This window comes from Magnetococcales bacterium (assembly GCA_015228935.1).
Taxonomy (GTDB): Bacteria; Pseudomonadota; Magnetococcia; order Magnetococcales; family DC0425bin3; genus HA3dbin3.
This window is the reverse complement of the sequence record JADGCO010000055.1, coordinates 1-26,938: the sequence shown is the minus strand read 5'-3', so window position 1 is coordinate 26,938 and position 26,938 is coordinate 1. Positions and strand designations below refer to the sequence as shown.

Annotated in this window: 29 protein-coding genes; 7 read left to right on the top strand and 22 right to left on the bottom strand. The window is 52.3% G+C overall.

Annotation, left to right across the window (positions count from 1 at the left end; all coding sequences use genetic code 11):
• Positions 1-540, top strand: a 540-nt coding sequence (locus HQL65_13290) for a hypothetical protein (protein MBF0137208.1), incomplete at its 5' end; no start/stop codon positions are given.
• A gap of 10 nt (positions 541-550) precedes the next feature.
• Here the strand turns inward: HQL65_13290 and HQL65_13285 are convergent.
• A complete protein-coding gene (locus tag HQL65_13285) occupies positions 551-739 on the bottom strand; it encodes an antitoxin MazE family protein (protein MBF0137207.1) in 189 nt (62 codons plus the stop codon).
• Between the two features lie 14 nt (positions 740-753).
• Complete coding sequence (locus tag HQL65_13280) at positions 754-1,788, bottom strand: tRNA pseudouridine(13) synthase TruD (protein MBF0137206.1); 1,035 nt, start codon at positions 1,786-1,788, stop codon at positions 754-756.
• A 234-nt stretch (positions 1,789-2,022) separates the two neighbouring features.
• Here HQL65_13280 and rho point away from each other — a divergent pair, with 234 nt between their 5' ends.
• The 4 genes from rho to HQL65_13260 all read left to right on the top strand — a co-directional run bounded on the left by rho (position 2,023) and on the right by HQL65_13260 (position 4,164).
• On the top strand, positions 2,023-3,285 hold the full coding sequence (rho, locus tag HQL65_13275) for a transcription termination factor Rho (protein ID MBF0137205.1): 1,263 nt from the start codon (positions 2,023-2,025) through the stop codon (positions 3,283-3,285).
• 17 nt (positions 3,286-3,302) lie between these two features.
• Positions 3,303-3,587, top strand: a complete 285-nt coding sequence (gene rpmE / locus HQL65_13270; GenBank protein MBF0137204.1) for a 50S ribosomal protein L31 — start codon at positions 3,303-3,305, stop codon at positions 3,585-3,587.
• 126 nt (positions 3,588-3,713) lie between these two features.
• Positions 3,714-3,992, top strand: a complete 279-nt coding sequence (locus HQL65_13265; protein ID MBF0137203.1) for a BrnT family toxin — start codon at positions 3,714-3,716, stop codon at positions 3,990-3,992.
• Complete coding sequence (locus HQL65_13260) at positions 3,967-4,164, top strand: BrnA antitoxin family protein (protein MBF0137202.1); 198 nt, start codon at positions 3,967-3,969, stop codon at positions 4,162-4,164. The genes HQL65_13265 and HQL65_13260 overlap by 26 nt, the downstream gene beginning before the upstream one ends.
• Here the strand turns inward: HQL65_13260 and HQL65_13255 are convergent.
• The 12 genes from HQL65_13255 to bioD all read right to left on the bottom strand — a co-directional run bounded on the left by HQL65_13255 (position 4,117) and on the right by bioD (position 16,649).
• Entirely contained in the window at positions 4,117-4,518 is a 402-nt protein-coding gene (locus tag HQL65_13255; protein ID MBF0137201.1) for a methylated-DNA--[protein]-cysteine S-methyltransferase, read from the bottom strand. The genes HQL65_13260 and HQL65_13255 overlap by 48 nt on opposite strands.
• 153 nt (positions 4,519-4,671) lie before the next feature.
• A complete protein-coding gene (locus tag HQL65_13250) occupies positions 4,672-4,890 on the bottom strand; it encodes a hypothetical protein (GenBank protein MBF0137200.1) in 219 nt (72 codons plus the stop codon).
• Between the two features lie 167 nt (positions 4,891-5,057).
• On the bottom strand, positions 5,058-6,377 hold the full coding sequence (locus HQL65_13245; protein MBF0137199.1) for an AAA family ATPase: 1,320 nt from the start codon (positions 6,375-6,377) through the stop codon (positions 5,058-5,060).
• 38 nt (positions 6,378-6,415) lie between these two features.
• Entirely contained in the window at positions 6,416-6,649 is a 234-nt protein-coding gene (locus tag HQL65_13240) for a hypothetical protein (GenBank protein MBF0137198.1), read from the bottom strand.
• Between the two features lie 60 nt (positions 6,650-6,709).
• Positions 6,710-7,237 carry a hypothetical protein gene (locus HQL65_13235; GenBank protein MBF0137197.1) on the bottom strand — a complete coding sequence of 176 codons (528 nt, stop codon included), beginning with the start codon at positions 7,235-7,237 and terminating at the stop codon, positions 6,710-6,712.
• A 4-nt stretch (positions 7,238-7,241) separates the two neighbouring features.
• Positions 7,242-7,847: a hypothetical protein gene (locus tag HQL65_13230; protein ID MBF0137196.1), complete on the bottom strand. Its 606-nt coding sequence runs from the start codon at positions 7,845-7,847 to the stop codon at positions 7,242-7,244.
• A gap of 32 nt (positions 7,848-7,879) precedes the next feature.
• Positions 7,880-10,324 (bottom strand): DNA topoisomerase (ATP-hydrolyzing) subunit B, encoded by a 2,445-nt coding sequence (gene gyrB, locus HQL65_13225; GenBank protein MBF0137195.1) that lies wholly within the window; start codon positions 10,322-10,324, stop codon positions 7,880-7,882.
• 70 nt (positions 10,325-10,394) lie between these two features.
• On the bottom strand, positions 10,395-11,510 hold the full coding sequence (locus HQL65_13220; protein MBF0137194.1) for a DNA replication/repair protein RecF: 1,116 nt from the start codon (positions 11,508-11,510) through the stop codon (positions 10,395-10,397).
• Between the two features lie 35 nt (positions 11,511-11,545).
• The gene (locus HQL65_13215; protein MBF0137193.1) at positions 11,546-12,667 is read right to left on the bottom strand and encodes a DNA polymerase III subunit beta; all 1,122 of its coding nucleotides are present in this window, start codon (positions 12,665-12,667) and stop codon (positions 11,546-11,548) included.
• A gap of 49 nt (positions 12,668-12,716) precedes the next feature.
• On the bottom strand, positions 12,717-14,285 hold the full coding sequence (dnaA, locus tag HQL65_13210) for a chromosomal replication initiator protein DnaA (protein MBF0137192.1): 1,569 nt from the start codon (positions 14,283-14,285) through the stop codon (positions 12,717-12,719).
• 160 nt (positions 14,286-14,445) lie between these two features.
• On the bottom strand, positions 14,446-15,615 hold the full coding sequence (locus tag HQL65_13205) for a caspase family protein (protein MBF0137191.1): 1,170 nt from the start codon (positions 15,613-15,615) through the stop codon (positions 14,446-14,448).
• A 341-nt stretch (positions 15,616-15,956) separates the two neighbouring features.
• Positions 15,957-16,649: a dethiobiotin synthase gene (gene bioD / locus HQL65_13200; GenBank protein MBF0137190.1), complete on the bottom strand. Its 693-nt coding sequence runs from the start codon at positions 16,647-16,649 to the stop codon at positions 15,957-15,959.
• A gap of 329 nt (positions 16,650-16,978) precedes the next feature.
• Here bioD and HQL65_13195 point away from each other — a divergent pair, with 329 nt between their 5' ends.
• Positions 16,979-17,638 carry a response regulator transcription factor gene (locus tag HQL65_13195; protein ID MBF0137189.1) on the top strand — a complete coding sequence of 220 codons (660 nt, stop codon included), beginning with the start codon at positions 16,979-16,981 and terminating at the stop codon, positions 17,636-17,638.
• 14 nt (positions 17,639-17,652) lie between these two features.
• Here the strand turns inward: HQL65_13195 and bioB are convergent, their stop codons facing one another.
• From bioB to HQL65_13155, 8 genes are all read right to left on the bottom strand, one after another.
• Positions 17,653-18,648 (bottom strand): biotin synthase BioB, encoded by a 996-nt coding sequence (gene bioB / locus HQL65_13190; GenBank protein ID MBF0137188.1) that lies wholly within the window; start codon positions 18,646-18,648, stop codon positions 17,653-17,655.
• 3 nt (positions 18,649-18,651) lie between these two features.
• A complete protein-coding gene (locus tag HQL65_13185; GenBank protein MBF0137187.1) occupies positions 18,652-19,425 on the bottom strand; it encodes a methyltransferase domain-containing protein in 774 nt (257 codons plus the stop codon).
• A 154-nt stretch (positions 19,426-19,579) separates the two neighbouring features.
• On the bottom strand, positions 19,580-20,260 hold the full coding sequence (locus HQL65_13180; GenBank protein MBF0137186.1) for an alpha/beta hydrolase: 681 nt from the start codon (positions 20,258-20,260) through the stop codon (positions 19,580-19,582).
• Positions 20,257-21,447: an 8-amino-7-oxononanoate synthase gene (locus tag HQL65_13175; protein MBF0137185.1), complete on the bottom strand. Its 1,191-nt coding sequence runs from the start codon at positions 21,445-21,447 to the stop codon at positions 20,257-20,259. The genes HQL65_13180 and HQL65_13175 overlap by 4 nt, the downstream gene beginning before the upstream one ends.
• A gap of 170 nt (positions 21,448-21,617) precedes the next feature.
• Entirely contained in the window at positions 21,618-22,289 is a 672-nt protein-coding gene (locus HQL65_13170) for a dephospho-CoA kinase (GenBank protein ID MBF0137184.1), read from the bottom strand.
• Positions 22,290-22,680: 391 nt separating this feature from the next.
• The gene (locus tag HQL65_13165) at positions 22,681-23,490 is read right to left on the bottom strand and encodes a prepilin peptidase (protein MBF0137183.1); all 810 of its coding nucleotides are present in this window, start codon (positions 23,488-23,490) and stop codon (positions 22,681-22,683) included.
• 28 nt (positions 23,491-23,518) lie between these two features.
• The gene (gene aroE / locus HQL65_13160; protein ID MBF0137182.1) at positions 23,519-24,394 is read right to left on the bottom strand and encodes a shikimate dehydrogenase; all 876 of its coding nucleotides are present in this window, start codon (positions 24,392-24,394) and stop codon (positions 23,519-23,521) included.
• An 11-nt stretch (positions 24,395-24,405) separates the two neighbouring features.
• The gene (locus HQL65_13155) at positions 24,406-25,164 is read right to left on the bottom strand and encodes a Nif3-like dinuclear metal center hexameric protein (protein ID MBF0137181.1); all 759 of its coding nucleotides are present in this window, start codon (positions 25,162-25,164) and stop codon (positions 24,406-24,408) included.
• Between the two features lie 120 nt (positions 25,165-25,284).
• Between HQL65_13155 and HQL65_13150 the strand changes: the two genes are divergently transcribed.
• The gene (locus HQL65_13150) at positions 25,285-26,379 is read left to right on the top strand and encodes a hypothetical protein (protein MBF0137180.1); all 1,095 of its coding nucleotides are present in this window, start codon (positions 25,285-25,287) and stop codon (positions 26,377-26,379) included.
• Positions 26,380-26,938: the final 559 nt, after the last annotated feature.

Genomic DNA, 26,938 nt, shown 5'->3' with positions numbered 1-26,938 from the left:
TCGAAGGGAGCTTTCCTCCCAAGAGATCGACGAGTTATTCTCATTGCCTCCGCTCTGGATAACGAAGCCGATGCCAGAACTACAATTCGACATGAAACCATCGGGCATTTCGGACTTAATCTTCTGGCCCCTGGTGGAAAAGATCGAGTCTATCGCCAAATCCAAAACTCGAAATCTGATCCAACTCTGCAAAAAATTTGGCAATCGGTAGAAAAAGGGTATCCTGAACTCAACCCGCAACAACAGGCCGAAGAGGTCTTTGCATCCATCGCCGAACGGGCCAAGGATATTGGCGGTGTCAGGGTAGCCTGGAACAGGATCAAGGCCACCCTGCGCAATGGCTTGCGCACCATCAGCTTCATCGATGAAAAAACGACAGAAATAGAACTGGAAGAACTTGCCCAGACGCTGGCGCATGGTATCCGATCAGGATGGCCACAGCGCATATTCCCCAAAGATAACGCCAGCCAGTTCATTGCTCCCTCTTCAGAACAATCTGTTGCGGAAGGTGAAGCAACCGATGCAACAGTTACAAATTGACCACGCCGCATTATGGCTCCGGCCATTCATAGACACTCGACACAAATCGCATGATCTCGTCGCCCGCAGGATCGCTGGCAGCCACGGCCTGCGCCTGACGATGACACTTCGCGGCAAAATCCGTCGCACGGCTATCTGGCACCCATATTTGCACAGGACGCAATCCCGCCGCACGCATTCTCTGGCGATAGGCCGCCATACGCCCATATCTCTTCATTGCATGAATTCCCTCAGCAAAGACGTGGCATAAGCTCCCCTGGGCAACGTAAACTGCAACCATAGGTTGCTCCCCTCCCACGCCAGAACCAGGTCCGCCGGAATCACCCGCAGGGCACGTCGTTCACCCTGCACGCCAAATTCGCTCAAGCGGAGCAAGATATCGGCCTCCGCCGCAGCCACATCCGCTTCCATCGCGCCCGGCTCGCCCGTGGGTTGCAACAACTCCCGTCCAAACAAGGGTCCGGTGGGATGAATCTCTCCGGCATGAAAACGGGGTTCCTCCCCATCCGCCGAAGTCACGGCAAAACAGGCCGAACGCCCCTGGAGCTGCGCAATATCACCCTCCAGAAGCCGGGTAAAAAGCCCCGCCTGGATGCGGCGCGCCAATACCCGGTTGAACAACTCGGAACGCACGGCGGAAAGATACAGACCCCGCTGCTTGCGGTTACCCTGGACCTTCTGCCCGGCCAGCATGGCCATGCCGGTTTGGGCATTGTCCCCCTGGCGACCAAAACGTTGCGGTCCAAAATAATTGGGAAAACCATGTTGAATGATCCACGCTGCCATGGCCGTGGCCCGCTGTTGATGCGCCTCCGTATCCTGGCATCCCCACAGACATATGCGAAAATGATTGCCCGTCAAATGGCCAATGCGTATTTTGCGCCGGTGACGGGCCGCCGCAAGCAGGCGCACTCCGGGCGGCTGGAGCGGCACCAGGTCAGGCAATTCCCTTTTGGGCAAATGTACGGAAAATTCCTGTGTCGCCCGCGCCCAACGATCCTTGAGTCCCGCATAACCAATGGCCATCCTGGGACAGGAACAGGCCCGGGCCAGCCAATCGACAACCTGCTCCGTGGTCACCCCGGATTTTTCGATGGTCAGGATCCAATGTTCCCCCTCCCCATCGGGTCGCTCAGGACGGATTTCCGTCACCTGAAAGGTTTCCGGCGTCGTCTTGATCTCCCCGCCAAGAGAACACCCCGGGGTGGCCAAGGGAAGATCGGGTTGAATCAGGAGATTTTTTTCCATGGAAGGTCATTTTCTGTTTGACATTGGCCCTGGGGCCGATTATTAGGAGTAGCGTCCTGCCTGCCCCACAACAACCTTGCCTCTCTTCCAGGTCCATGGCAAGTTTTTGCCATCACCCCACCTTGTATTCAAACAATTAATAAAAACGGGGGGGTGGGGGATCCTTCTGCCAGCATTGCTTTTTGCAAAATAGCACACCATATCCATACCCATGTTGACGAAACCCGAGGTCTTATGAATCTGAGTGACCTGAAATCCATGAATGTTGGGGATTTGACTGCCCTGGCCGCCGAAAAAAAGGTGGAAGGGGTCAATGGCATGAAGCGACAGGAACTCATCTACGCGATCCTGAAGACCGAAAGCGAAAAAAATGGCCAGATCTACGGCGAAGGCGTGCTGGAAATTCTCCAGGATGGCTTCGGGTTTTTGCGGGCACCCGATACCAATTATCTGCCTGGACCGGATGACATCTACGTCTCCCCCTCCCAGATTCGCCGGTTTGGCCTGCGCACCGGGGATGTCGTCGAGGGACAGATTCGCTCCCCCAAGGAGAGCGAACGCTATTTTGCCCTGCTGCGCGTCGAAAAAATCAATTACGAAGATCCCCTGAAATCCCGGGACAAAATTCTTTTTGACAATCTGACCCCCCTTTATCCCGATAAACGCCTGCGCATGGAAGTGGATGACGGCGGCTCCGTCGAAAAAACCCTTGGACCCCGGGTGATCGACCTGATCTGCCCCATCGGCAAGGGACAACGGGGCTTGATCGTGGCCCAGCCGCGGACCGGCAAAACCATGCTGATGCAGGGTATCGCCCACTCCATCGCCGTCAACCATCCCGAAGTGATCCTCCTGGTGCTGCTCATCGATGAACGACCCGAAGAGGTGACGGACATGAAACGCTCCGTCAAGGGTGAGGTGGTCTCCTCCACGTTCGACGAACCCGCCACCCGGCATGTGCAGGTCGCCGAAATGGTCATCGAAAAAGCCAAGCGTCTCGTCGAACACAAGCGGGATGTCGTCATTCTGCTCGACTCCATCACCCGCCTGGCACGGGCCTACAACACCGTGGCCCCCTCTTCGGGAAAGGTTCTCTCCGGGGGTATCGATGCCAACGCCCTGCAACGCCCCAAACGCTTCTTCGGTGCCGCCCGCAACATTGAAGAAGGGGGTTCCCTGACCATCATTGCCACCGCCTTGATCGATACCGGCTCCCGCATGGACGAGGTCATCTTTGAAGAGTTCAAGGGAACCGGCAACATGGAGGTGCATCTGGACCGCAAGCTGGTGGACAAACGCATTTTTCCCGCCATCGACATTGCCAAATCCGGCACCCGCAAGGAGGAACTCCTGACCGAAAAAGACGAAATCAGCAAACTGTGGGTCTTGCGGCGCATCCTGCTCCCCATGGGACCGCAGGACTCGATGGGGTTTTTACTGGACAAGGTCAAGGCTGCCAAGAATAATGCAGAATTTTTCGCAAGCATGAACAACTGACTGGACAAGGACGAACCATGAAGCCAGAGATTCATCCCGAATACACGGACGCGGTATTTACCTGCGCCGGCTGCGGTCACTCTTTCACCACCAAATCCACCAAGGGGGACCTGAGCCTGGCCGTCTGTTCCTCATGCCATCCCTTTTTTACCGGCAAGCATAAACTGCTGGATACCGCCGGACGTGTCGAACGGTTCCGTCGCAAATATGCATCCGCCGCCGAAAAAGAGGCCCCCAAGGTTGTCCAAAGTGAAGCCGCCGAGCCAGCCAAAAAGAAAAAAGCGGAAAAGGTTGCTCACTGAGAACGATTGGCCAGCGGGTGGCAAGGGCTGGGGTACCACCCGCTGGCAAATGCACTCTGGATGCGTTCAGAAGCCAAAGAGTGCTGGTTTAATTGTTTTAATTATTGTGTAGACAATATTCCCATGATGGCCTATGAATGGGACATGGGTAAGGCATCCATGAATTTTGCCAAACATGGTGTCTTGTTTACTGACGCCGTTGATTTTGAATGGGATCGAGCCATGGGTTGGGTTGATGCCAGACGAGACTGTGGTGAAGCGCGAGAAATTGCGGTGGCTCCATTGTGCGGTCGTATGCACGTCATGGTTTTTACCAGACGATGCGGTAAAATTCGCATTATCAGTTTACGTAAGGCCAACCAAAGAGAGATGGAAGCATATGAACGATCCGTTAATCAATGCTGAAGGAGATGTTCGGGAACTGGATTTGGAAGATTTTAAAAAAATGCGTCCGATCAGGGAGATTCATCCAGACATGCCCAAACGGGTCCAAGGTCCTCAACAGGAGCCGATCAAAATTCCTGTGCCATTACATCTTGATCAGGATGTTGTGGCACTTTTCAAATTGCAACAATAACTGTTTGCTGTTCACCCCACCCACCCCGCTATAGCCCCCCAAACCCTGCGCCGCCACCACCCGGTGACAAGGGATCAAAACGGGAATGGGGTTGGCACCCACAGCCTGTCCGATGGCTCGCGGAGCGGTATCCAACAAGTCGGCCACCTGCCCATACGTGCGAACCTCCCCCTGGGGAATTTCCAGCAGGGTTTTCCACACCCGCTTCTGAAAAGAGGTCCCTGCCGGTTGCAGAGGCAGATCCATGGGACAAGGCTCTCCCCGGGCGTACCGATCCAGCCATTGGCAAACAGCACGACAAATTGTATTGGCAAGCGCAGCTTCGGAAAATGTCCCCTCATGCAATCCTGCCATGGCGGCAGGATACCATTGTAAACTCCTGATCGTTTCCTCCACCACTTGGACTTGAAAAATTCCCAGTGAATTTTGGCAGATGCACAGTGATTCTGAATTTTCAGTGGCCATATGAATGATTTTTTATGGAGTTGCCGCCTGAGTTAATGGTTTTCAGTCACTTAAAAAATATCGATAATCAAAATCGTTTATATCAATATGTTCACTGGTTGAGTTGCGCTTCAAATTAAAATATTCTCTCATATTGATTCTGGCGACGTTTCTTTCTGGCATGTTTAAATTATAATAATCAATGCTGGTTTTGGCTCGCTGTTGATGTTCCGGGGATGCCACAAGTGATGGTTCCAACTTGCCTTCGCGCAGATTGAGCATAAAATAATCTTCAAATTGATATTCATTTCTGGCGAATCAAGACATAGCACTTGTATGGCCACCTGAATCTGGCCTTGGTATTTGGATCAGAAACAGTTGCAACATATTGTTCAGTCATATCCGTCGCTGCTTTTTGCAAGCATTCGGGTGCCTGGGTCCGTAATATCTTACGCAAGGCGAATTACCTCACCCGTCATTCTTTCCAATTGCCGGATTTCCTGACTGACGATCAATCCCGCTTCAAAACTGATTTGAGCAATTCTTTTGGCCAGTTTTTGCAGTTCAGGTTTGCGACTGCGATCATTGGGAAAGGCAGATCGTTCAAGATAAAATGCGTCCAGGAGTTTTTCGGTTTCCACATCAAATTCGCCTTCAACATTAAAAAGCTCTTTCAAGATCAAGCGGTAGCTTTTCCCGGCCCCGGAAGGTTCCCCGACAATGGTGACTTGTTCCATGGCCTTGGGATCCGGTTTTTCCGGCAAACGATAGACCCAGGCATCCGCAACCGAACCCACAACAAAGGGAGAGTGGGTCGTGGCAAAAATTTGCGCATTGGGTAGAAGCTTCTGAATGGCGGGCAGGACACGGCGCTGCCATTTGGGATGCAAGTGAATATCAATTTCATCCAAAAAAAGAATCATGGGTTGCGTAAAAACGTCCCGTTCGACTTCCCAGGGGATCATTTCCAGGCGCGTGGCAAGGTCAATCGTCCAACTCAGGATGGATTTCAGTCCATCCGGGAGGGTGTTAAATGGAACATCTTTATTATCAACGATAATCTTGACAGATAATTGTGGGAAATGTTGCATTTGAAACTTGATATCCAGATCACATATTTCCTGTATAAATTCAGAAATGCGTACCTGGGACAGATCGTAACGTGCAGCCGCAGCGGTATTATTTTCGCTTCGCGCTATAAGAGCTTTAGTTCTGTTGTTGGCAATCCATTGCAATAGTAAATGAGAACGGATTGTTGTGTCGAATGATACGGCATTTTCAAATGGAGAGTTGGTGATTTCTTGAATGCCTGTAATTGGTGCAGCATGAATGACTCTTTGCCCAGAATAAGCAAAAACTGCAAATAGAAAATTAATTATTTTATTATTTTTTACATTATTTTTACTAAAAGATATAACATCTTGCACATAATCCGGGCCGATAGTTAGAAATACTTTTTTTGTCGCGTTTTCATATATACTATATTCTCCAAAAGAGTCATTAAAACGATAATTAACTCCACTTTCACTATTATGAAATCTTTCCTGAATTAATTTACTAACATCCTCTTCATGAAAAATATTGGCCAAAGCGTAAAGCAAAGTGCTTTTTCCGCAGCCATTCGGACCTGTAAAAAGATGAATTTCCGCTCGTTGTTCATCATGTTCTGTATTTGATGTGGATGGACGTTCTGGAAATTCAATTCTTGTATTATTAAATACACCAATTTTATTTAAGTGTATGTATTCAAGTCGATATGGATTGCTCATGGATGTTCTCTATATTTGCATTGAATAATAAGCACAATTTAATCAACATCTACACCACGTTTCATAAAATATTCTTTAACAATTTCATCAGGTACAGACTCTTCATGCCTGGCTCTTTCAACAGCAATTTTAATTTGTTCGACTTGCCAGTCATTCAAATCCCTTTCCCATCCCAATGCCTCTCGAACTGCTTGCACCACAAAGCTATCAGGATTTGGATACCTTTCCAACTCTTGTTTAATTTCATCAGGAAAATATATAACCTCATCCATGTTTGTTTCTTGCACCATGGTTTATATTGATATACTATTTAACAAATGATCATGACAAATTCACAGTATGGAAATATTCATAACGGAAAGCACATTTTCCACAATACGCTTTACGTCTTTAACGGCGAACCTTGACGTTGGAGAAAGATTCCAATTTCTCCCATGAGCAAGCCAATGTCGCAATTCCAAGGATTTTTCATAATTATCAATAAAAACAATACCATTTTTATTAACAATGCTTTTCCATGTTTCGATAATACATGGGTTTCCTGCCTTGCTGGAGTAAGGAACTTTATCGAATTTATTATTAAATCGATTAAATAATACGACGAATGCTGGATTTTCTGCGGGATAGTTTGAAACGCGAATCTTAAAATCATCTTTAATGCGTCCCTCTGCTTCGGAAAGAAAATCAAGTTTTACAAGCTCCTCAAGCTCTTCTTGTGCGCAGACAAAAAAATATTTTATTCTATTATGCAATAAAATATTTTTTGGGTCGTTGACAGCAAGTCCATATTTCTCTCTGGTACGCAGGCTTTCCGAAGACTCCTCATAATATTTCCATATAAAATTAAGAGATACGCCCATGAAATTATCTAACCATGTATTGCAACATTTCGATGAAGGTTGCCTCAGTTACTCGAAGCATGGGTTTATGATCTTGCGGTCTCCCGAAATATGTGCCATTTCGGTTTTCCAGTCTCTCGAAATACCATGAGGAGTCTTGCATTTGTTTTTCAATGGAAGGTTTCGGGTGATCCGGATGGGGAGGAGAAACATCGCCAAGGAACGCCGTGGAGATGCAGATTTGAAACCTTGAGGCTTGATCCGTATCGCTCAGAACCATCATGACTCTTCCCAACGGCCCGATCATGTCGATCCTGCCCAAGCCACCAATGATCACCAGACCCATGGGTTCAAGCTTCACCTCTTCCGACCCGAGTTGAATCTTCATGGATGGCACGGTGTAGGTACCCAAACGCTCCTCGTGAATTTCGATCTCCTCGACAACATAATCCAGAAGCTTTTCCCCATCCTCGGTATTCTTGTAAGGGTCCAGCCAGGACTCTACATCCTGAAACAGGCCATTGATTTTATCCATCCAAATGGACTTCCGGAGAGTCCAATTGATGTCGCCTCGGGGTGCCTCACGTGCTTTTTTTTGTTTCAGGAATGCGGCAAATTCCGGATCAAGCATGGGATGTCACTCCGGTTTTTCATGCGATTTTTTTACACGTCGAGGTTGCTGACATTCAACGCATTGGACTGGATGAAATCGCGCCGTGGCTCGACCGCATCCCCCATCAGCGTGGTAAACACCTCGTCGGCGGCTACGGCATCTTCCACCCTGACCTGCAACAAGGTTCTGACCGTCGGATTCATGGTGGTATCCCACAACTGGCCTGGGTTCATTTCACCGAGACCTTTATAGCGCTGGAAAGTCTGGCCCTTGCGCCCTTCTGTCAGAATGTGTTCCACGAGGGATTCCGGACCGGTCACGGGGAGGGAACGACTCCCCTTGATCAAGGTGGCCGCATCGCCCATGCGTTCATGAATTCCGACCGCCAGACGGGTCATTTCGCGAAATTCGGGGGTGCGCATGAGAGACGAATCCAGGCGCGTCCGGGACGGCACCCCATGGACAATCCGTTCCACATGCAGGGATGGCACGCCGGTCTCTGGATCCTGCTCGACAGTTATGGTCTGGCGTCCATCCGGGCCAACCTGTCGCTGAATCGCCGCCAGCAACCGATCCCGGGCCTGTTGGGCATGGGCGGGTGATTCCAGATCGGCCAGGGTCAGGCGACAACCCGCCGTGGCCGCCGTCAAGACCAAAGTGTCCTGATGGCGCGCCAAACGCTCCAGATGCCGCCGATAGCGATGCGCATCCCGGATGAGCAGATCCAGTTCCTCCCCCTGAATGGTCGCCGTGGCCGTATGCAACTCCACCCCTTCGGTGCCGTTTTTCAGGAGCAGATCATCGAGCTGGGTATCATCCTTGAGGTAGATTTCCCGTTTGCCCCGCTGGACACGATAAAGAGGAGGCTGGGCAATGTACAAATGCCCCCGGGTGATGATTTCCTGAAACTGCCGATAAAAAAAAGTCAGCAACAAGGTGCGAATGTGGGCACCATCGACATCGGCGTCGGTCATGATGATGATGCGATGATAACGCAGTTTGTCGATGTTGTACTCCTCATGACCAATGCCGGTCCCCAGGGCCGTGATCAGGGTGCCCACCTCGGCGGAAGCAAGTATCTTGTCATAACGGGATTTTTCGACATTGAGAATCTTGCCTTTGAGCGGCAACACCGCCTGGTATTTGCGATCCCGGGCCTGCTTGGCGGAACCGCCGGCGGAATCCCCCTCCACCAGATACAATTCACACAAGGCCGGGTCCCGCTCCTGACAATCGGCGAGCTTGCCGGGCAGGGAGGTGATCTCCAGGGCACTCTTGCGCCGGGTGAGTTCCCGGGCCTTGCGGGCCGCTTCGCGGGCCGTCGCTGCCTCCACGGTCTTGGCCACAATCTCCCGGGCGGCCTGGGGGTTTTCCTCCAGGAACACCGCCAGCCTTTCCGAAACAATGCCTTCAACAGCCGCCCGCACCTCGGATGAGACCAGCTTTTCCTTGGTCTGGGATGAAAATTTGGGATCCGGCACCTTGACGGAAATGACCGCCGTCAACCCCTCCCGACAATCATCCCCGGAGAGGGCAATTTTTTCTTTTTTCAGCAGACCGGAGTTGGTCGCGTAATTGTTGATGGTGCGGGTCAGGGCGGCCCGGAAACCGGCCAGATGGGTCCCCCCATCCCGCTGCGGAATATTGTTGGTGAAGCAGAAGACACTCTCCTGGTAGCCGTCGTTCCACAACATGGCCACTTCCAGATGGACCTGGTCCCTGTCATCCACAAAGTAGATCGGCGGATCCAGAAGCGGTGTGCGGGCACGGTTCAAATGCTCGACAAAGGAGCGGATACCACCCTCATAGTGAAAATCATGGGCCTTGTCGGTGCGCTGGTCGTGAATGCGAATCTTGATGCCGGAGTTCAGAAACGACAGTTCCCGCAGACGCTGCGACAGAATGTCGAAAGAGTATTCCGTGACACCGTTGAATATCTGGCGGCTGGGCCAGAAGGTGATCTGGGTCCCGGTAATCTGGGTCGCACCGATCACCCGAATGTCGCCGAGCGGATCTCCCTCCCTGTACTCCTGGTACCACACCTGCCCACCCCGACGGATGGTCATCTCCAGGCGCTCCGACAGGGCGTTGACCACGGAGACCCCCACCCCGTGCAAACCGCCGGAAATTTTGTAGGAGTTCTGGTCGAATTTGCCCCCGGAGTGCAGGACGGTCATGATCACTTCGGCGGCAGAACGGCCTTCCTCTTCGTGAATGTCGGTCGGAATGCCACGGCCATTGTCGCGCACGGTCACGGACCCGTCGGAGTGGATGGTGACCTCGATATGGTCGCAAAAGCCCGCCAGGGCCTCGTCAATGGCATTGTCCACCACCTCGAAGACCATGTGATGAAGACCGGTGCCATCGTCGGTGTCTCCGATATACATGCCCGGTCGTTTGCGAACGGCATCCAACCCTTTGAGGACCTTGATGCTGTCGGCACCGTAGGTGGAGCTGCCATTTTCCTGGGTTTCGCTGGCGGGCAGATCGTTCATGGCCGGTGTTCCAGAGACGGGGAGGTCGTTCATGCGCGGGAGGACTCCGTTAAAAAATAGATACGATTTTTTATTGTACCGCAAACCGACCCTCATGCACATCCAGCAAGAGCATGGTTGTTGCCTTGTCAGGCCGGGGAATATCGTCAGCCTGGCAGGTGGAGATGAAAATCTGGCAATTCTGCCCGGCCAGGATTTCCATGAAAAGGGCAAACCCGGCCCGATCCAGTTCGGCGGCAGGATCATCCAACAGGAAAACGGGGGGTTCCGCCAGGGTTTCTCGCAAAAGGTCGCCTTCGGCAAGTTTGAGAGCCAGAATAAACCGTTTCTGTTGTCCTTGCGAACCGTAACGGGCGAGGGGGCGTCCATTCAAGCGGAACAGCCATTCATCCCGGTGCGGTCCGATGGTGGTGACCCCCGGACCGCAATCCCTGGCCCGGCTCTCAAGGAGGAGCTGGCGATAGAGGTGTGCCGCCTCTTCCTGGGTGGACCAGGGTGCCCCGGTGCGTTCCAACTGGCAACTCAGATGGATTTCAAACTGGCTCTCCGTCACGGCTAAAGCCCTGAGATAGGGAGTCAGGAGGGTGGTCAAATGGTCCAGGATGGTTCGGCGGTTCAGGGTTACCCTGGCACCCAGGACGGCCAGCCGGTCCTCCCAGGCAGCCAGCTCCGCCCCGTCATGGGCGGAACGCTGCAACAGCAGATTGCGGGCACGCACGGCCAGGCGATAATCCCGCATCAACGGGGCGTGTTCCCGACGCCGGGAAAAAACCAGCCAGTCCAGGTAGGCACGGCGTTCGGTGGGCGATCCCTGCACCAGGCGCAAGGTTTCGGGCGTGACGATCACCGCAGCCAAGGCCTGTCCCATGGCCGAGGTGGCGGTCATGGGTTTGCCATTCAGATGGGCGGTTTGCCGGTCCGGATACCCCTGAAACTCCAGGCGATGGTCCAGATCGCCGGCCCGGGTGTGGCCTTCCAGGCGAAACATGGGCTGACCATGACGGCGCAGGGCCTGGGGCGGGGCACGCCGAAACGACCGCCCGGTGGCCAGAATTCCGACCGCCTCCAACAGATTGCTCTTGCCCTGGCCGTTGCTCCCGATCACCAGATTCAATCCCGGGTAAAAATTCAGATCGGCTTGGGCGATGTTGCGAAAATCCCGGATTCGCAAGGATGCCAAATGCATCGGGTGGGTCATCCGTTGGCCAATGAACAAACGATTCAGATCCGCATGGGCATGAGGACAAACAGAAAATTGCCCTGTTCCACACTGGTGACCAGGACCGAGGCTTCATCATTCAGGAGATGAAAACGCACGGTATTGCCATCCATGCAGGAGAGAATTTCCTGGAGATAACGGGCGTTGAATCCCAAGGAGAGATCGGGACCGTCATAGAGGGCATTCATCTCTTCGTCGGCGGCTTCCTGTTCCGGATTGGTGGTGCTGATTTTCAGGCCACTTGCACTGACGAGCATGAGAATGCTGCGCGATTTTTCGTGGGACAGCACCGACATGCGGCGCACAACCCCCAGCAGGGACTCCTTGTCAATATCCAGGTGGTGGATATTCTGGGAGGGAATCACCCGTTTGTAGTTGGGAAAGCGTCCTTCCACGAGTTTGGAGGTCATGGTGATGTCCGGCATGATGAACTGGATGAATTTATCGCCCATGACCAGTTCGGTATTGCCCTGGATCTCTTCCATGATTTTGCGGGCTTCCATAACGGCTTTTTTGGGCATGATGGCATCGCACGCTTCCAGGTTTTCACCGGCGATTTCGGACTCGGCCAGGGAGAGACGGTGCGAGTCGGTGGCGACCATGCGCAGAAAGGTTTGCGGTTTTTCCGGCGTGGCGGGATCCAGTTGCAGGAGAATGCCGTTCAACACAAAGCGGCCATCATCCTGGGACATGGAAAAATGGACCTTGCTGAACATGCTGGCCATGGCCTGGGTTGCCAGGGTGAGGCGCTGGTTGCCGTCGGGTTGCGGGATGGCCGGAAACTGGGTGGCAGAAATGCCCATCAAGGCGAACCGTGCCCGTCCAGAGGTCACCAGCACCCGGTCATTGTTCTCCTGGCGCAGACGGATGGGTTGGTCGGGCAGTTCACGCACAATTTCGTACAGTTTTTTGGCCGGGAGGGTAATCTCGCCGCCATCTTCCATCTCGATGGGCATGACCGATTGCAGGGCAATTTCCGAATCCGTGGCGGTCACGGTCAGGGAGTTTGCGGCAGCCTGCAAAAGAACGTTGCCCAGAACGGGTATGGTATTGCGGCGTTCCACCACAGATTGAATACGGGCAAGCGCCTTCAAAAACGGTTCACGTTCAACATAAAATTCCATACCAATGCCTCGGTCGTTCCTGTTGAGGGGCAAGGGATCCAGAGTGTAGTCACCGACGGAGCATGGTCAGAAGGGATTCCAGTTCCTCCGCCAGATTGGGATCCTCGGCCTGTTTTTTATCGATGGTTTTGACGGCGTGCAAGACGGTGGTATGGTCCCGATCACCGAAATGCTGACCGATTTGTGGATAGGAGTGGCTGGTCAACTGCTTGCACAGATACATGGCCACCTGACGTGGATGGCTGTACATGCGGGTACGGCGATCCGAAAGCAGATCCGCCAGGCGAATTTTGTAATAGTTGGCCACGGTTTTTTGGATGTGATCGACCGTGACGATTTTGTCATGCCCTTTGACCAGGTCGCGCAGGGTCTCCTTGACCAGACCCAGGGTGATGGGTTTGTGGGTCAGGGAGGCGTAGGCCGTGACGCGGATCAGCGCCCCTTCCAGTTCGCGAATATTGGTCTGGATGGCGTCGGCCAGAAAAAAGGCGACATCATCCATGAGGGCCATGCCGACCATGGCGGCCTTCTGCTTGAGAATGGCAACCCGGGTCTCCAGCTCGGGCGGAGAAATATCGGCAACCAGACCCATGGCCAGACGGGAACGCAGGCGCTCTTCCAGGTCCTCGATATCGGCAGGAAAACTGTCCGAGGTAAGAACGATCTGGCTGTTGGTTTCATAAAGCGCATTGAAGGTATGGAAAAACTCTTCCTGGGTGGCTTTTTTGCCGGCGATGAATTGAATGTCATCCACGAGAAGCAAATTGACCGAGCGAAATTTTTCCTTGAAACCCATGATTCCCTGGTTGCGCAGGGAGTGGATCATTTCGGTCATGAATTTTTCCGAGGAGATGTAAAGGACCTTCAAATCGGGGCGGGTTTGGGCGACCCGGTTGCCGATGGCCTGCATGATGTGGGTCTTGCCCAGGCCAACGCCGCCGTGGATGAACAGGGGATTGTAGGCCTGGGCCGGACGCTCGGCCACCCGTTCCGCAGCGGCGTGGACAAATTGATTGCAGCCTCCCACCACAAAGCTTTCGAAGGAAAAGCGGGCATCCAGACCGGTGCCTTCCAGGACATTGGGGGAGGTTTTTCTGGAGGTGATGCGGGTGGTGGCTGCCTGGTCGTTGGAAGGGTTCGCCGCCTGGCCGGAAGCATCCGATTCTCTGGCAGAGGGGTTCGCCGCCTGGCTGGAAGCATTCGACTCTGCCGGAACGGGGGGTTGTTCCGGCCTGGCTGGTTCAGATTCCCTGGGATCCAGTCGGTAGGAAATGCGGATATGATTGCCGGCTTCGCTGGCCAGGCACGATTCCAGGATGGCACCATAACGGGTGGGGACCATATCCATGGTCAGGCGGTTGCCCACCAGAATTTCCAATTGTGAGTTGGTGATGGGGCCGGCTGGGCGCAGGGGCTTGATCCAGGCATCGAAGACCCGGACCGAAACCTGCTCCTTGACCGCATCCAGAGTCCGTTCCCAGAGTTGATCGTCCATGGTTTGCCTGGCAGGTGGTTTCTTGTGCTGATAATGGCGGAAAGTACTGCCGCCGCAAACTCGACCATGAACCTTCTGGCTGGATCGGCAGTCACTTCTTCCTTGAATTCGAAATGATAACATCCTGACGGGCGTGGCAGCAACTGTTATCGCAAGCCTGGAAAGCCGGCATTGTGACTGGTGTTCCTGCAACAAAAATCCCCGCGTCAAACGAGCGGGGATCTTTGTCAAGTCCATGAGGCCTTCGCAGAACTCCGCGAGGTCCGCATAGAGATCGGCGTGATCAGGGTTTCCAGGATGACCTGGCGCTTATTTCATCGTTCGTTATGGAACGCGACTCCGGCTTGGATTCAGACTGGAAAATCTTGCCAATGAAGCTTGGCTCAGCCGCTTTTGGGGGTGGCGGGGGAGCGGGAGGCGCAACGGCCGGGGCAGGCTCTTCCCTCCTGTAGGTTTCCATCACGGGCGGTTTGGAGTGACCTTTGCTCTGGCATATCTTGGCCAAGCCGGAGTAGAGACCATCCGGAAATTTCTCCAGGTAAACACCGCACCCTTCAGGAGTCTCCTTGGCAGACTGCCAGAAAATGGTTTCATCGTATTGCGAAGGACCAGAATGCTTGGTTGTGACAGCAGCGGTGGTGGCAGTGGCTTTTGGAGAAGCCTTGGCCTCGCCGACTTTAAAGTAAAATTCCCCATCGGTCTGGTCATAGATGGCTGGGTTTTGTTGATGTCCAACGGATTGGGCTTTTTTCTTGACTTCGGCACGGGCTTTTTTGACCATGTCGTCGATGCGCAATCCGGGTTCATTCATGAGTCTGATAAACTCCCGGGTAAACAATCCATTGGGATCGTCGTCATGGTCATTCAGGGCATCCAGGGCCTGTTCGTTGACGCCGGCTGAGTAGATCACCATCAATCCGTTGGGTGCGGACATGGTGGAGAGTCCCCGGGAAGCTCCGATGCTGCGACCTTTTTTCTGGAACGGATTGTTGCGACAGGCATCGATGATGGCCATGCTGAATTTGGCTTTGGTCTGGGCGACGCGATTCAGTATATCTCCCAGTTCGATTCCTTCGTCCTGCAAATCCTGTTCACGATCCGCTTCAATATCGACGGGCAGCAGGTAGTTGGCTCCCTGCACCTGGACCCCATGTCCCGAGTAGAACAGCACGGCAACATCGCCACCCGAGAGTTGATCGACAAACTCATTGACGGCTTTGTTCATATCGCGACGCGAGGCATTTTTCCTGAAGACGATGTTGAATCCCAGGCGTTTCAGTTCCTGTTCCATGGATTCGGCATCGTTGACAGCTTTGGCCAGTTTGGGTACGGCTTTGTAGTTGTTGTTGCCGATGATCAGGGCGACCCGCTTTTCGGCCCATGCAGCACCTGGGAGAAGAAGCATCAATACCAGGGCGTATGCAGTGCGTTTCAGAAATCCTTGCCTGTCCATGACTTTTCCATGCCCCTTTTTGATGAGATGAAAGATTCCCTGCTTTAACGAAGTCTTAATACCACGATCAACTTATTTGATCAAGCGATAAACGACCGCGCAAGCGTTCCTGAAACTGGTGTTCATGAAAAATCAACTGGTTACAAATTTATATAAAACAGCCGAACCTTCCTTATTATATATTAAAATAACAAATATTGCTTCCCCAAACACACTTGCCCTGTGTTAAACGACGGTGCGCGGGGATCATCCTGGTACTCGTAAATTTGGTAACATATCAAGGATAAAGAGTTTTCTCCCCAACCCGAAAATTAAGTTCAAGCAATTTTAATGCCATCAAGTTATTTATTTGTAGCCGTAAGTGACTCAATCCAGGAATTTCCGCAAGGCTCCAGCCGGGCAACCCGATCCAATTCAGCTCCGGTCAGGGTTTCCAGGCGGGGAATTTCAGCCAGAATATGGACTTGTCCATAGTGGGCAATGGCGTCCCGGTTGTCGGGATCGGGTGGGCCATTCAGGACGACGCCGACCAGGGGCAGATTTCTGCTGCGTAACGCCTCCAGGGTCATGAGGGTGTGATTGATGGTTCCCAGGGATGTGCGAGCAACCACCACCACGGGCAGACCCAGGTGAACCATGAGATCCACCATGAGCGTGGTGGCATTCAAGGGCACCAAAACCCCTCCGGCTCCCTCCACCACCAGCGGGCCAGGAAGATCGGGAAGATGAAAATCCGGCAAATGGATGGTGAGATTTTCCCGGGCGGCGGCCAGATGCGGGGAACGGGGCAGGTGCAGCAGATGGCGGGAGGGAATGAAATAGTGCCCGGGCAACTCCGAAATGCGTTGCACCGCCATGGTATCGGTTTCATCTTCCAATCCGGCCTGGATTGGTTTCCAATAGTATCCGTGCAGGCGACGCAGCAGCCAAGCGCTGACCACGGTTTTGCCAACATGGGTATCCGTGCCGGTGACAAACAGGCCTTTTTTTGAATGATTACAATTTGTTGTGAAAAAATTCCCATCGCTCTTCATTGCTGGACCACGTCGATTTTGGGATTGCAGTTTGAAAAATATCGGAATGGGACAGTGTACAGGTTATTCGTCGGCTTGGACTTTTTTTTTAATGTTGAATGGAATTTTTTCGTGTAACTTTGACTCCAAGGTCAGATATGCAACGATGTGTAACCTGGAAATCGAGAGCAAAACAGAGTGGCGTGGTGGTGTGGTGTGGTGATGGCAGCGGGGGGGGGGTGTGCGATTTTAAATGAAAATTGTTTATTTTTTTAAATGATGGCCGGTTATGACCGGAAAGTTTCAGAATGGAGTGGGTGTCGGACATCCAGGGTCAAGGGGTTTTGGCGATGCGCGTGTTGTTGGTGGAAGACGATGCTATTCTGGGAGACGGATTGCGTCAAGCATTAGGATCGGCTGGGTTTGTTGTCGATTGGCTGGTCAATGGTCGGCACGCCGATGCCATTTTGCGGGAAGAAAAATACGACCTTCTGCTTCTGGATTGGAACCTGCCCGGCATGTCTGGATTGGACGTTTTGAAAAATTTACGCGCCCGGGAAACATATGTCCCGGTGTTGTTGCTCACGGCACGCGATCTGATTGCAGATCGGGTCGAGGGACTGGATTGCGGCGCGGATGATTATTTGATAAAACCTTTTGAATTCAAAGAATTGCTTGCAAGAATGCGGGCTTTGGGACGCCGGTTTCGCGGGCGAGGCAATCAACTTCTCCAATTGGGATCCCTGGTTTTAGACCCTCTGGAACGCAAATGTGTCCTGGATGGTGCCGAAGTGCGCCTCTCCCAAATGGAATTCAGAATGCTGTACATGCTCATGGAAAGTCCGGGGCGCGTGGTTCCGAAACACCGCCTGGAAGAAACGGTCTATGGCCAGGAAATTGTCGCGGAAAGCAACACTCTGGAGGTGTACGTCCACCATTTGCGCCGCAAACTGGGCCGGCGGCGCATTCGGACGGTTCGCGGCGTCGGATACCTGATCGAGAGGGAATGAACAAAGCCGGTTCTTTATTCGTCTTTCTCTTCAATCCGTTCCACGACAAAACCAGCTTCTTCGATCAGGCGCACCGTCTTGGCGGTCGTATCGCCTCCGGTGTTGAGATACCCCTCGCTGAACAGGGCATTGGCCGGATAGAGCGCCAGGGTTTCCAGGGTCCGGAGGTTGGTTTCGCGACCACCGGCGGCACGAATCTCCGCATCTGGATTGGTGAAGCGAAACAAGGCCAGGGCGCGCAGACAATATTGTGGTGTCAGGGCATTGATGGCTCCGAGCCGCGCCCCGTCAATATGGACATAAAAATTGACGGGAATGGAGCGTGCCTGCAATCGACGCAGGGTCATGGCCACTTCCAGCACCTCGGCTGGGGCTTCACCCATCCCGATGATGATGCCGCTGCACACCTCAAGACCTACTTTGCGGGCGGTTTCCAGGGTTTGCAGGCGGTCGGCATAGCTGTGGCTGGTGCAGATGCTGCCGTAATGATTTTCGGCGGTATTGAGATTGTGATTGTAGCGATCCAGGCCGGCATCCTTCAGGGTTTGGGCCATATCCCCGTCGATGAATCCCGCTGACAGACACACCTCCACAGGCCATTGTTTCTTGATCTGCCGAACCAGGCTGGCCATGTGGGCCACCCGGCTGGTGTCGGGTCCACGCCCGGAGAGAACGATGCAGTAGCGAAAGGCACCGGCTTCCCAGGTTTTTTTGGCTCCATCCAGAATTTCCGCGTCCGGCTTGAGGTGAAATTTGGTGATGTTGGCCGCACTGCCGGCGGCCTGGGCACAATAATTACAATCTTCTGAACAATAGCCATTTTGTACATTATTTAAGATTTGCACCCGTACATTGCGTCCAAAATGGTGTGCCCGCACCTGATAGGCTGCATGCATGAGCGGCAGCAGCTCCACATCCGGATCGGTCAGGATGCGCAGGGCGTCGTGGTGCGGAATTGCTGTGCCAGCCAGGGAGAGGCGGGTCAATTCAGCATAGAAATCGTTGTTCATGCCTCAATTTCCTTTATTGAAGAAACCATACAAGACGTGATAGGTCACGGAAAATCCGGGTTCTGAACCTTTGGTACGTAACAAGCGGCGCATCTGGCCGGTTGCGACCGGACGGTGATTGGGTGCCGCCTGATGGGCACCGAGTCGTTTCAAATCCTGGAGGAAGGTGAGAGGTTGTGGATATTCCGTGCGGATATGCTCTTCGGTGATGTTTCCCGTTCCGGATGCAGGCCACATGGCTTGCATTTGCTGGCAGGTTGGATAGAGAGGGGTCCCGCAGGGCACACCAAACCGGTCGCAGGTTTGCCGCCATTCATGGAACGTATCCCGCCCCAGTGTCGCATAGACCAGCCAACCACCAGGATTCAACAAGGTGACCAGGTGGTGCAAGGCAGCAGGCAGCGCTTCGAACCATTGCAGGGTCATGCTGGAGGTGATGAGGTCCCAGCCTGGACCCACGGCAGGATGTTCGCCATCCATGACCACATGGGAGCTTTTGTTAAGCTGACCGGCCAATGTGGCCTGATTGCGTAACACCATGGGCAAGGCAATATCGGTCAGCAGGATGCGACTTGTCGGCCACTGCCGGCAGAGATGTTGACTGAGAAACCCCGAGCCACAACCCAGTTCCAGAATTCGGGGTAAAGAAGGCAGAGAAAGCGTGTGCAGGTGGCCGGCAAGACGTGTGGCGACCTGGTGCTGGACAGCAGCCCGGGTGTGATAGGTTTCCGCTGCGGCAAAAGCGGTGGCAATCTGTATTTTACGCGAGGGTTTCATAAGGAGCTTATAAAAAAAACGAATGAAAAAAAAGAGGGGGTTTGGGGGATTCATCCCCCAATGGGGTCTGGGGCGAAGCCCCAGTGGGGTCTGGGGCGAAGCCCCAGTGGGGTCTGGAACAGGAGCCACCCAGTGGGGTCTGGAGCAAAGCCATTTATACTTCCACCTCAAGAAAACGGACCAGGTGTTCAGCACACCAGGCAGGCCTGGTCAAGGGCAGCATATGCCCCCCCCCATCCAGCCAGTGCAGCATGGCTTTAGGGTGGTGAGCGAAAAGATCCCGGGTCTGCTCAGGGGTGACGATGGCATCGGCAGATCCGGCCAGAACCAGGAGAGGCCGGTTCCAGGTTGCCAGGAGGGGCCTGTTGTCCCACGTACCGAGCCATTGCAGGCCAAGGCTTAATTGATCCCGATCCAGGGTTGCCATGGGAACGGGACCAAGATCCTGGGGCAGTCCGGCATTTTGTCGAAACTCCTGCAACAGGTTTTCCGGATTTTCCAGGCAGCGAGCCGCCATGGAATTCAAAATACGCGGGCTGACTCCATGGATGCAATCGGGACCCCGATGGAAGCGGCTGAACCCGTTGATGCTGACCAGACCCTGACAATGGGTCATGGGAAGACGCGATGTGCGCAGCTCCTCCAATAGCCAGAGAAATCCCAAGGAGTGACCGATTCCCACCCAGGGCGCATCCGGAATTTTCAGGGGAGCGGGTTTGGCAAAAAATCCCAGATCCGGCAATTGATGTGACCAGTGGGGCAGATGGCGGGTGATGCCACGCCACATGCCTGCACCCAAGGCCCAACCATGGATCCACACCAGTTCCGGTTTCACGTGGAACCTCCCCGCAAGGTGCGGGCCATTTCCGGGGCCATGGCGCACAGGATGGCCAGATCGGAATCGCGATGCGCAGCGCTCAGGGAAAAACGGATGCGGCTGGCTCCGTTCGGTACGGTCGGAGGACGAATGGCCACCGCCAGCATGCCAGCGGCTTCCAATTGTTGTGACAGGCTCAGGGCAGCGGTATCGGTCCCGGTGACGACCGGAACGATTTGCGTCGAGGAAAGGCCGGTATCCAGGCCAGCCGCATGCATGGCCTCACGCAAACGTGCCGCATGGGCAAGAACCTTGTACCGCAATGGTTCCAAACCAGGCAAAAGATCCAAGGCAGCATCCATGGCTCCCAGAATACCGGGAGGCAGGGCCGTGGCGTAAATCAGGCCACCGCAATAATTCAGCAAAAATTCAACCAGCTCCCGCGAGCAGGCGGCATAGGCCCCAAAACTGCCCAATCCCTTGCTGAAGGTGCCCATGGCGAGATCCACCTGTCCAGGAAAGGCTGCCGACAACCCAAAACCGTTCGGACCCAGCAGACCTGTGGCATGGGCCTCGTCCAGGTAAAGAAACGCACCATGACGCTCTTTCAGAGTGACCAGATCCCCCACATGGATCTGATCACCATCCATGCTGAAAACAGTTTCCGTCAGAATGAAACGAGGACCGGGTTTATCACGGTGACGGATCAGTAAATCTTCCAGATGATTCAGATCGCCGTGTCGGTAACGAATCTGGCGGACTCCGGCGGCCCGACAGCCATGATGCATGCTGGCATGATTGAGGCGGTCAGCAAAGACCAGGGGATGCGTGCCCAGAATCTGGGGATCGAGCAGGGCAGCCAGAATGGCGGTATTGGCCTGATATCCCGAGTTGAACACCAGTGCTGCCTGAGAACCTTTTCCGGCTGCCAGTTTGGATTCCACCTCGGCAAAAATCTCCAGATTGCCGCAGACCAGACGGGAAGCCCGGGCACCGGCACCCCAGCGGGCAGTCCAGGCCTGACTGCGTTGAATCAGCTCCGGGTGACTGGCCAATCCCAGATAATCATTGGTCGAAAAATTGATCAATTCCCGATCACCGACCCGCACGCGCCCATCAGGCAGGGGCGTCATGGAACGCAAAGTGCGCAACCGGCTGGTGGCCTGACGTTGTCGGAGAAATTCAAGATATGCTGCAAACGGCATGGGTGACTCGCAAGTAAACAAATTGAAAAAAAAACCTGTCCGGTCGCCAGCCCCCTGGACCCCGATTCGTTGCCGGATGATGAACAGTTACTTTTTTCCCAAAAAAACCGGATGAAAGAGCGGGACTGACTGTTGCCAAGCGGACACGGTTTGAATGAGATGCCAGATTGTTACATGAATCGCGCCCATTTTACAGGCCAAGCCTGCTCGACAGCACGAGTCGCCAGGCAGCCCAACCAAGCCCAAAATTCATCGACCTGCCGGGTGGTGTCGGTCAGGGATCCACGATTGTCAATGACGCGATCCGCACGTCGGCACTTTTCCTCTTCTGGCATCTGCCGGGCCATGGCTGCCTTCTGAACCTCCGTGACAACACTCCCTCCCCGTTGTCGCAGACGATCCAGTTGCCGGTCACCACAGGCCACCACCAAAACCAGATCACACAATGCATCTCCTCCGGTTTCGAACAAAAGCGGTTCATCCAGAATAACCACGGCAGCCAAATTTTCCTGCGAATGGCGGAGAATGGTTTCCGCCTGCAAGCGGCGGACATGCGGATGTATGATGGCTTCCAGGTCAGACCAGGCGTTGGGGTCTTCTTGCAGCGCAGCTCCCAATCGCCCACGATCCACATCCCTTGAAGGACCCAAAATTTCATGGCCGAACCGTTGGACCACTTGTTGGTATCCGGGACTACCCATGGTCAGGGTCTCTTTGGCCATTTGATCGGAATCCAGGAGGTATCCTCCTCGGGCAACCAGCAGTTGGGCAACACTGCTTTTGCCGCATCCCATTGAACCTGTCAGACCCAGAATGTACATGGATGGCCTCTTTTTATTCATGCCTTTTTTTTGCCCTTTTTATCGGCCAATCGTTTCGGCCATTCTGTAACGGGGTCCAGGGGGGTGGCGACCGGACAGGTCCAGGACAGAGTCCTGGCGGGGTATGGGGCGGAGCCCCATGCTGTTTTTTTTACGCCCCCCTTTTCCCAGACTTTTTTTGCGCTGTTTGCAAAAAAAGTCCAGGGGGCGGGCCATGGTCCGACTCTTGGCGCGTTGTTCAGCGCCAAAAGTCGGATGTATTGCAAGTTTTCCGAACAAAAGCACTCATCGTGGCCAAATGGATGATCATGGCTCACTTTTCATTCAAAGTTTTTCGGGGCTTCGCCCCAGACCCCATTGGGGGATGAATCCCCCAAACCCCCTCTTTTTTTTCATTCCTTTTTTTTCTTTCTTACGGCCATCCCACCACAAACCTCTGCCAATACCAGTCAGTCAATACATCCCCATAAAGCACATAAAGCCAGGCAGACCCCGCCAAATACGGACCAAAAGGAATCGGCTGGGATCGATCATGCCTGGCAAACAAAATCAACAAGACCCCCACAATACTCCCCAGGAAAGCACCCCCAAACAAGGTAAAAGGCAGCGCCTGCCAACCAAACCAGGCACCGACCATGGAGAGAAGCTTGACATCCCCCATCCCCATTCCCACCTTCCCGGTGATTTTTTCAAAAAGCCAGGCAAAAAGCCACAAACCCCAATACCCCCAAAAAGCACCGATGGCTGCATTCTGCAACGTGGCAAAAGGTGATCCCAAAGGAGGCAGTCCCACCAATGGCTGCATAGCCAGAAGCATGCCCAGCACAATTCCCGGCTTGGTGATGACATCCGGTAAAATATAATGGTACAAATCGATGATGGTCAGAACAATCAAGGCATATCCCAGGACCAACAAAGCCAGACTCTCCCTGGTCAAGCCAAATTTGAAATAAACAATGACCGCCAGGACTCCAGCCAAAGTTTCCACGATGGGATACTGGATGGAAATTTGCGCCTGACAGTGCCGACAACGACCTCGCAACCAAAGCCAAGCCAGTACCGGTATGTTGTCATACCAATGGATGCGCGTTTCACACGCCATGCAGTGGGACGCTGGAAACACAATGCTCTGTCCCAGTGGCAAACGGTAAATACACACATTCAGGAAGCTGCCGACAATGGCTCCCAGAATAAAAAGCAACAATTCCAGTTGCCAATACATGATACCTCCATACAGTAACAGGACGAATTCATGAATTCAGCAATCGTTCCAAATAATCTTTGACCCGGGAAACCGGCATTTGCTGACCCGTCCAGATATAAAAGGAACGCGCTCCTTGATGCACCAACATGTCCAGGCCGTTTAAAATTTTGAGACCCCGATTTTGAGCAGCCTGCAGGAACGGAGTCCTTGCCGGCGTATAGATGATGTCCACGACCACGGCATCCGGTGGCAATCGGTGCAGATCCACGGCCTGGAAACTCTCCCCATGCATGCCGGCACTGGTCGTATTGACCAGCAGCTTGCAGGTTTCCAGGGAAAGTTTGTGAGGTTCCAGGGGGGTGGCACGACGATCCACTCTGGCCAGATTGGGTCCGGTCAACGAATCAAGCAAATGTTCCGCCCGACTCAGGGTTCGATTGGCCACTGTGATTCTTTGCACCCCCCCATTTGCCAGGCCGGTCACCACCCCGCGTGCTGCACCTCCTGCCCCCAGCACAACAACCTCAGCTCCCAGCATGTGTTTGGGAAAATTCATCTCCATGGCCATTTGAAAGCCATAGGCGTCCGTATTATAACCCAACAATCGGCCATCCGGTTCGATTCGAACGGTATTGACGGCTCCCATGAGCATGGCTTCATCATCCACCCAATCCATCAATTTCAGGAGTGCCTCCTTGTGGGGCAGGGTGGAGTTGAATCCCAGCACACCCTGGGCCACAAAGCCGCGCACGGCATCATTCAGGTGTGATGGTTTCACGTGAAACGCCAGATAACGGGCATTCACCCCCAGGTAACTCAGGGCCAGATTGTGCATCGCCGGGGAAAGCGAATGCATGACAGGATCACCAATGACACCCAGAATGCGAGTGGACCCATCGATCTGCCAATCAGAATTTTGCATTGAAGTCACATTCATAAGGGATTCGCCATATCGATAAATTGATGCTGAACACCGTACCGAGCCGCCAGCAATTCACCGACTGCCTGCACACCAAACTTTTCCGTTCGATGATGTCCGGCAGCAATGAAATGCAACTTTTCCTCACGTGCAACATGGTAAATATACTCGGTCCCCTCCCCTGTTAAAAAAAGATCCGCCTTCAATTGACGTGCTTCATGAATCAACGCCGGCGCTGCCCCACTACAGACTGCAATACGCCGTACAGGTTCAGGCCCGAATGGAAGCACCAATGGTTCCCCGCCAAACAACTCCCGTACCTGATTTTGAAACACCACCAACGGCAAGGGATTGCGACAAACTCCAACAAAAGAAAGCGCCGTCCCATGATATCGACCAAAAGGTTCAACAGGATCCAGACCAAGCCGTTGCAAAATACAGGCATTGTTCCCCAACTCGGGATGACAATCCAATGGCAGATGATAAGCCATCAAGGTCAAATCATGAGTCAATAAAATTTGCAGTCTGGACTTGAGACTGCCTTCCACAACCCGTGAATCCTGATCCCAAAACATGCCATGATGCACCAAAACCAAATCCGCATCGGTTGCCACGGCCGCTTCAAACAGGGCTTGACTCGCTGAAACACCAGTAACAATTTTTTTGACTCTCTCTCGCCCTCGCACCTGTACGCCATTCGGAAGATGATCAGCGATTGCATCAACACGCAATGTTTGTCCCAAAAAATTCTCAATCTCCGTCAGGCTGACCATTTCTGAATAAACTCCTTGATTCCTTGTCAGTTCGGTGCTTTATTCCTGTATGTGCGCCCTTTATGCACTTTTCAAGTTATTTTGTAGAACGTTTTTTTTCACCTGGTCGAGTTTCCACCCATGGACTTGCAAAATCACTTCAATTTGATCCACTTGAATTCAGATATTTCTACCCCGCAACGGCTGAATTCCTATGCAGTCACCCGCCATCGCCTGACGCAACAATTGGTCCAATATACACTCGTCGACTCCTATCTAAAATTTCAAAGATACAAGCAACCATACCCTTTCGTTGCGCCAGCCTCCTTGCGACCGGGTGCCATGGGTACGACCAAGGAGTACAAAATCCACAATAACGCCCTGATCGTCCTCATGGATGGCGAAATGTCGGAAAAGTTGCGCAAGCACTTTCGTTGCCGGGTAAACAATCAAGTCAATAAAAAAAATATTGCTTCGCTGGCTCCCGGTCTCCCTGCTTTGAAAGATTATGATCATGCATATCGTCTTGTAAATCATGAACGTTTCGAATTTTTATTGCGCGCACTCATGCCGCTGGATTTCAGCCTCCTGATCCAGAAAAAAGCAACTGAGGAATGTAAAACTCGTCAATTCCAATTGACACATTTTCACGTTAAAATTGAACGTTTAACAGATAGCGCATTGCGCAGTTTGGGTATTCATCTTAATTATTTAAAAAAAGGACTTTATGAACGTGGCGAAGAATTTATAGATGAATTTGAAAAAAAATTTTTTGAATATTTTAATTTTTACCACAATGCCGCTGGACGCCGTTCTGCTGCGGCTTTGGCTTCACAGGTCATGTCCAGAGATAAAAAAACTGGAACAGTATTCATTACTTCTCAGCAAGATCGGCGTTTAACGCTCCTTTCTAGTAATAATCTAAATAGAGATATTGCTATTGAACAATACCTTCTTTATGTACTTAGTGAAGAAGAAATGAATTATTTAAAAATATGGGCGAAACAATTTAATATTAATATTTCAGCACATTTTATGGTTCAGCGTTTAGGTAAGAAAGGAATTTTTATTTTACGAGTTCGTTATGAACATACCGATGTCGCCATGCCTTCAATAGATGGATCTCTAAAATTTAGTATCAATCAAAAAGAAAAATGGGTAAGAATATTAGATAAAGCGTTTGTTTCATTAAACAATGACGTTCATTATGCAATTGGGTATTCTGTACCAATATAATTTAAAAATTCGGATTATAATAATTAACGTAATAATTTAAATAATTTTATATTAATTAATCGTTCATCTGATTCAATATTTATAATTTAATTATTTGGTCTTCTTGATAAAATTTTAATATTTTACAGTTTTGATCGGATGACCACCTGAAACAAAACAAACCTCTTTTTTTATTTTTTAAATCTTTAAAAAGAAAATCGTTGAAACAGATGACTGTGAATTTGTGGATAATTTGCCTATCTTATTGAAATTTTTATATTAATTTTCAAATAACAAGTGGATGATCAGACTTGATTTCCCTGTATGCTTTGGGGATTGTTTTGGACTGTATGAAGAAATTGGCAAGTTATCCACGCCATGTAACCTATCTGAAGTCAACGCTCCACAGCCAAATGTGGATAACGTACAAAATTTTCTCGGCCATGACCATCCTTTCGACCATGGGTATGGAATCTTCTGACATGGAGTTTCAGGAAGCTGGTTCTCCGACAAGTCCAGGACAAGGTCCTGGTAGGGTATTGCCACATTGGTGGTCATGGCCTTGTTTGAAGATGAACCA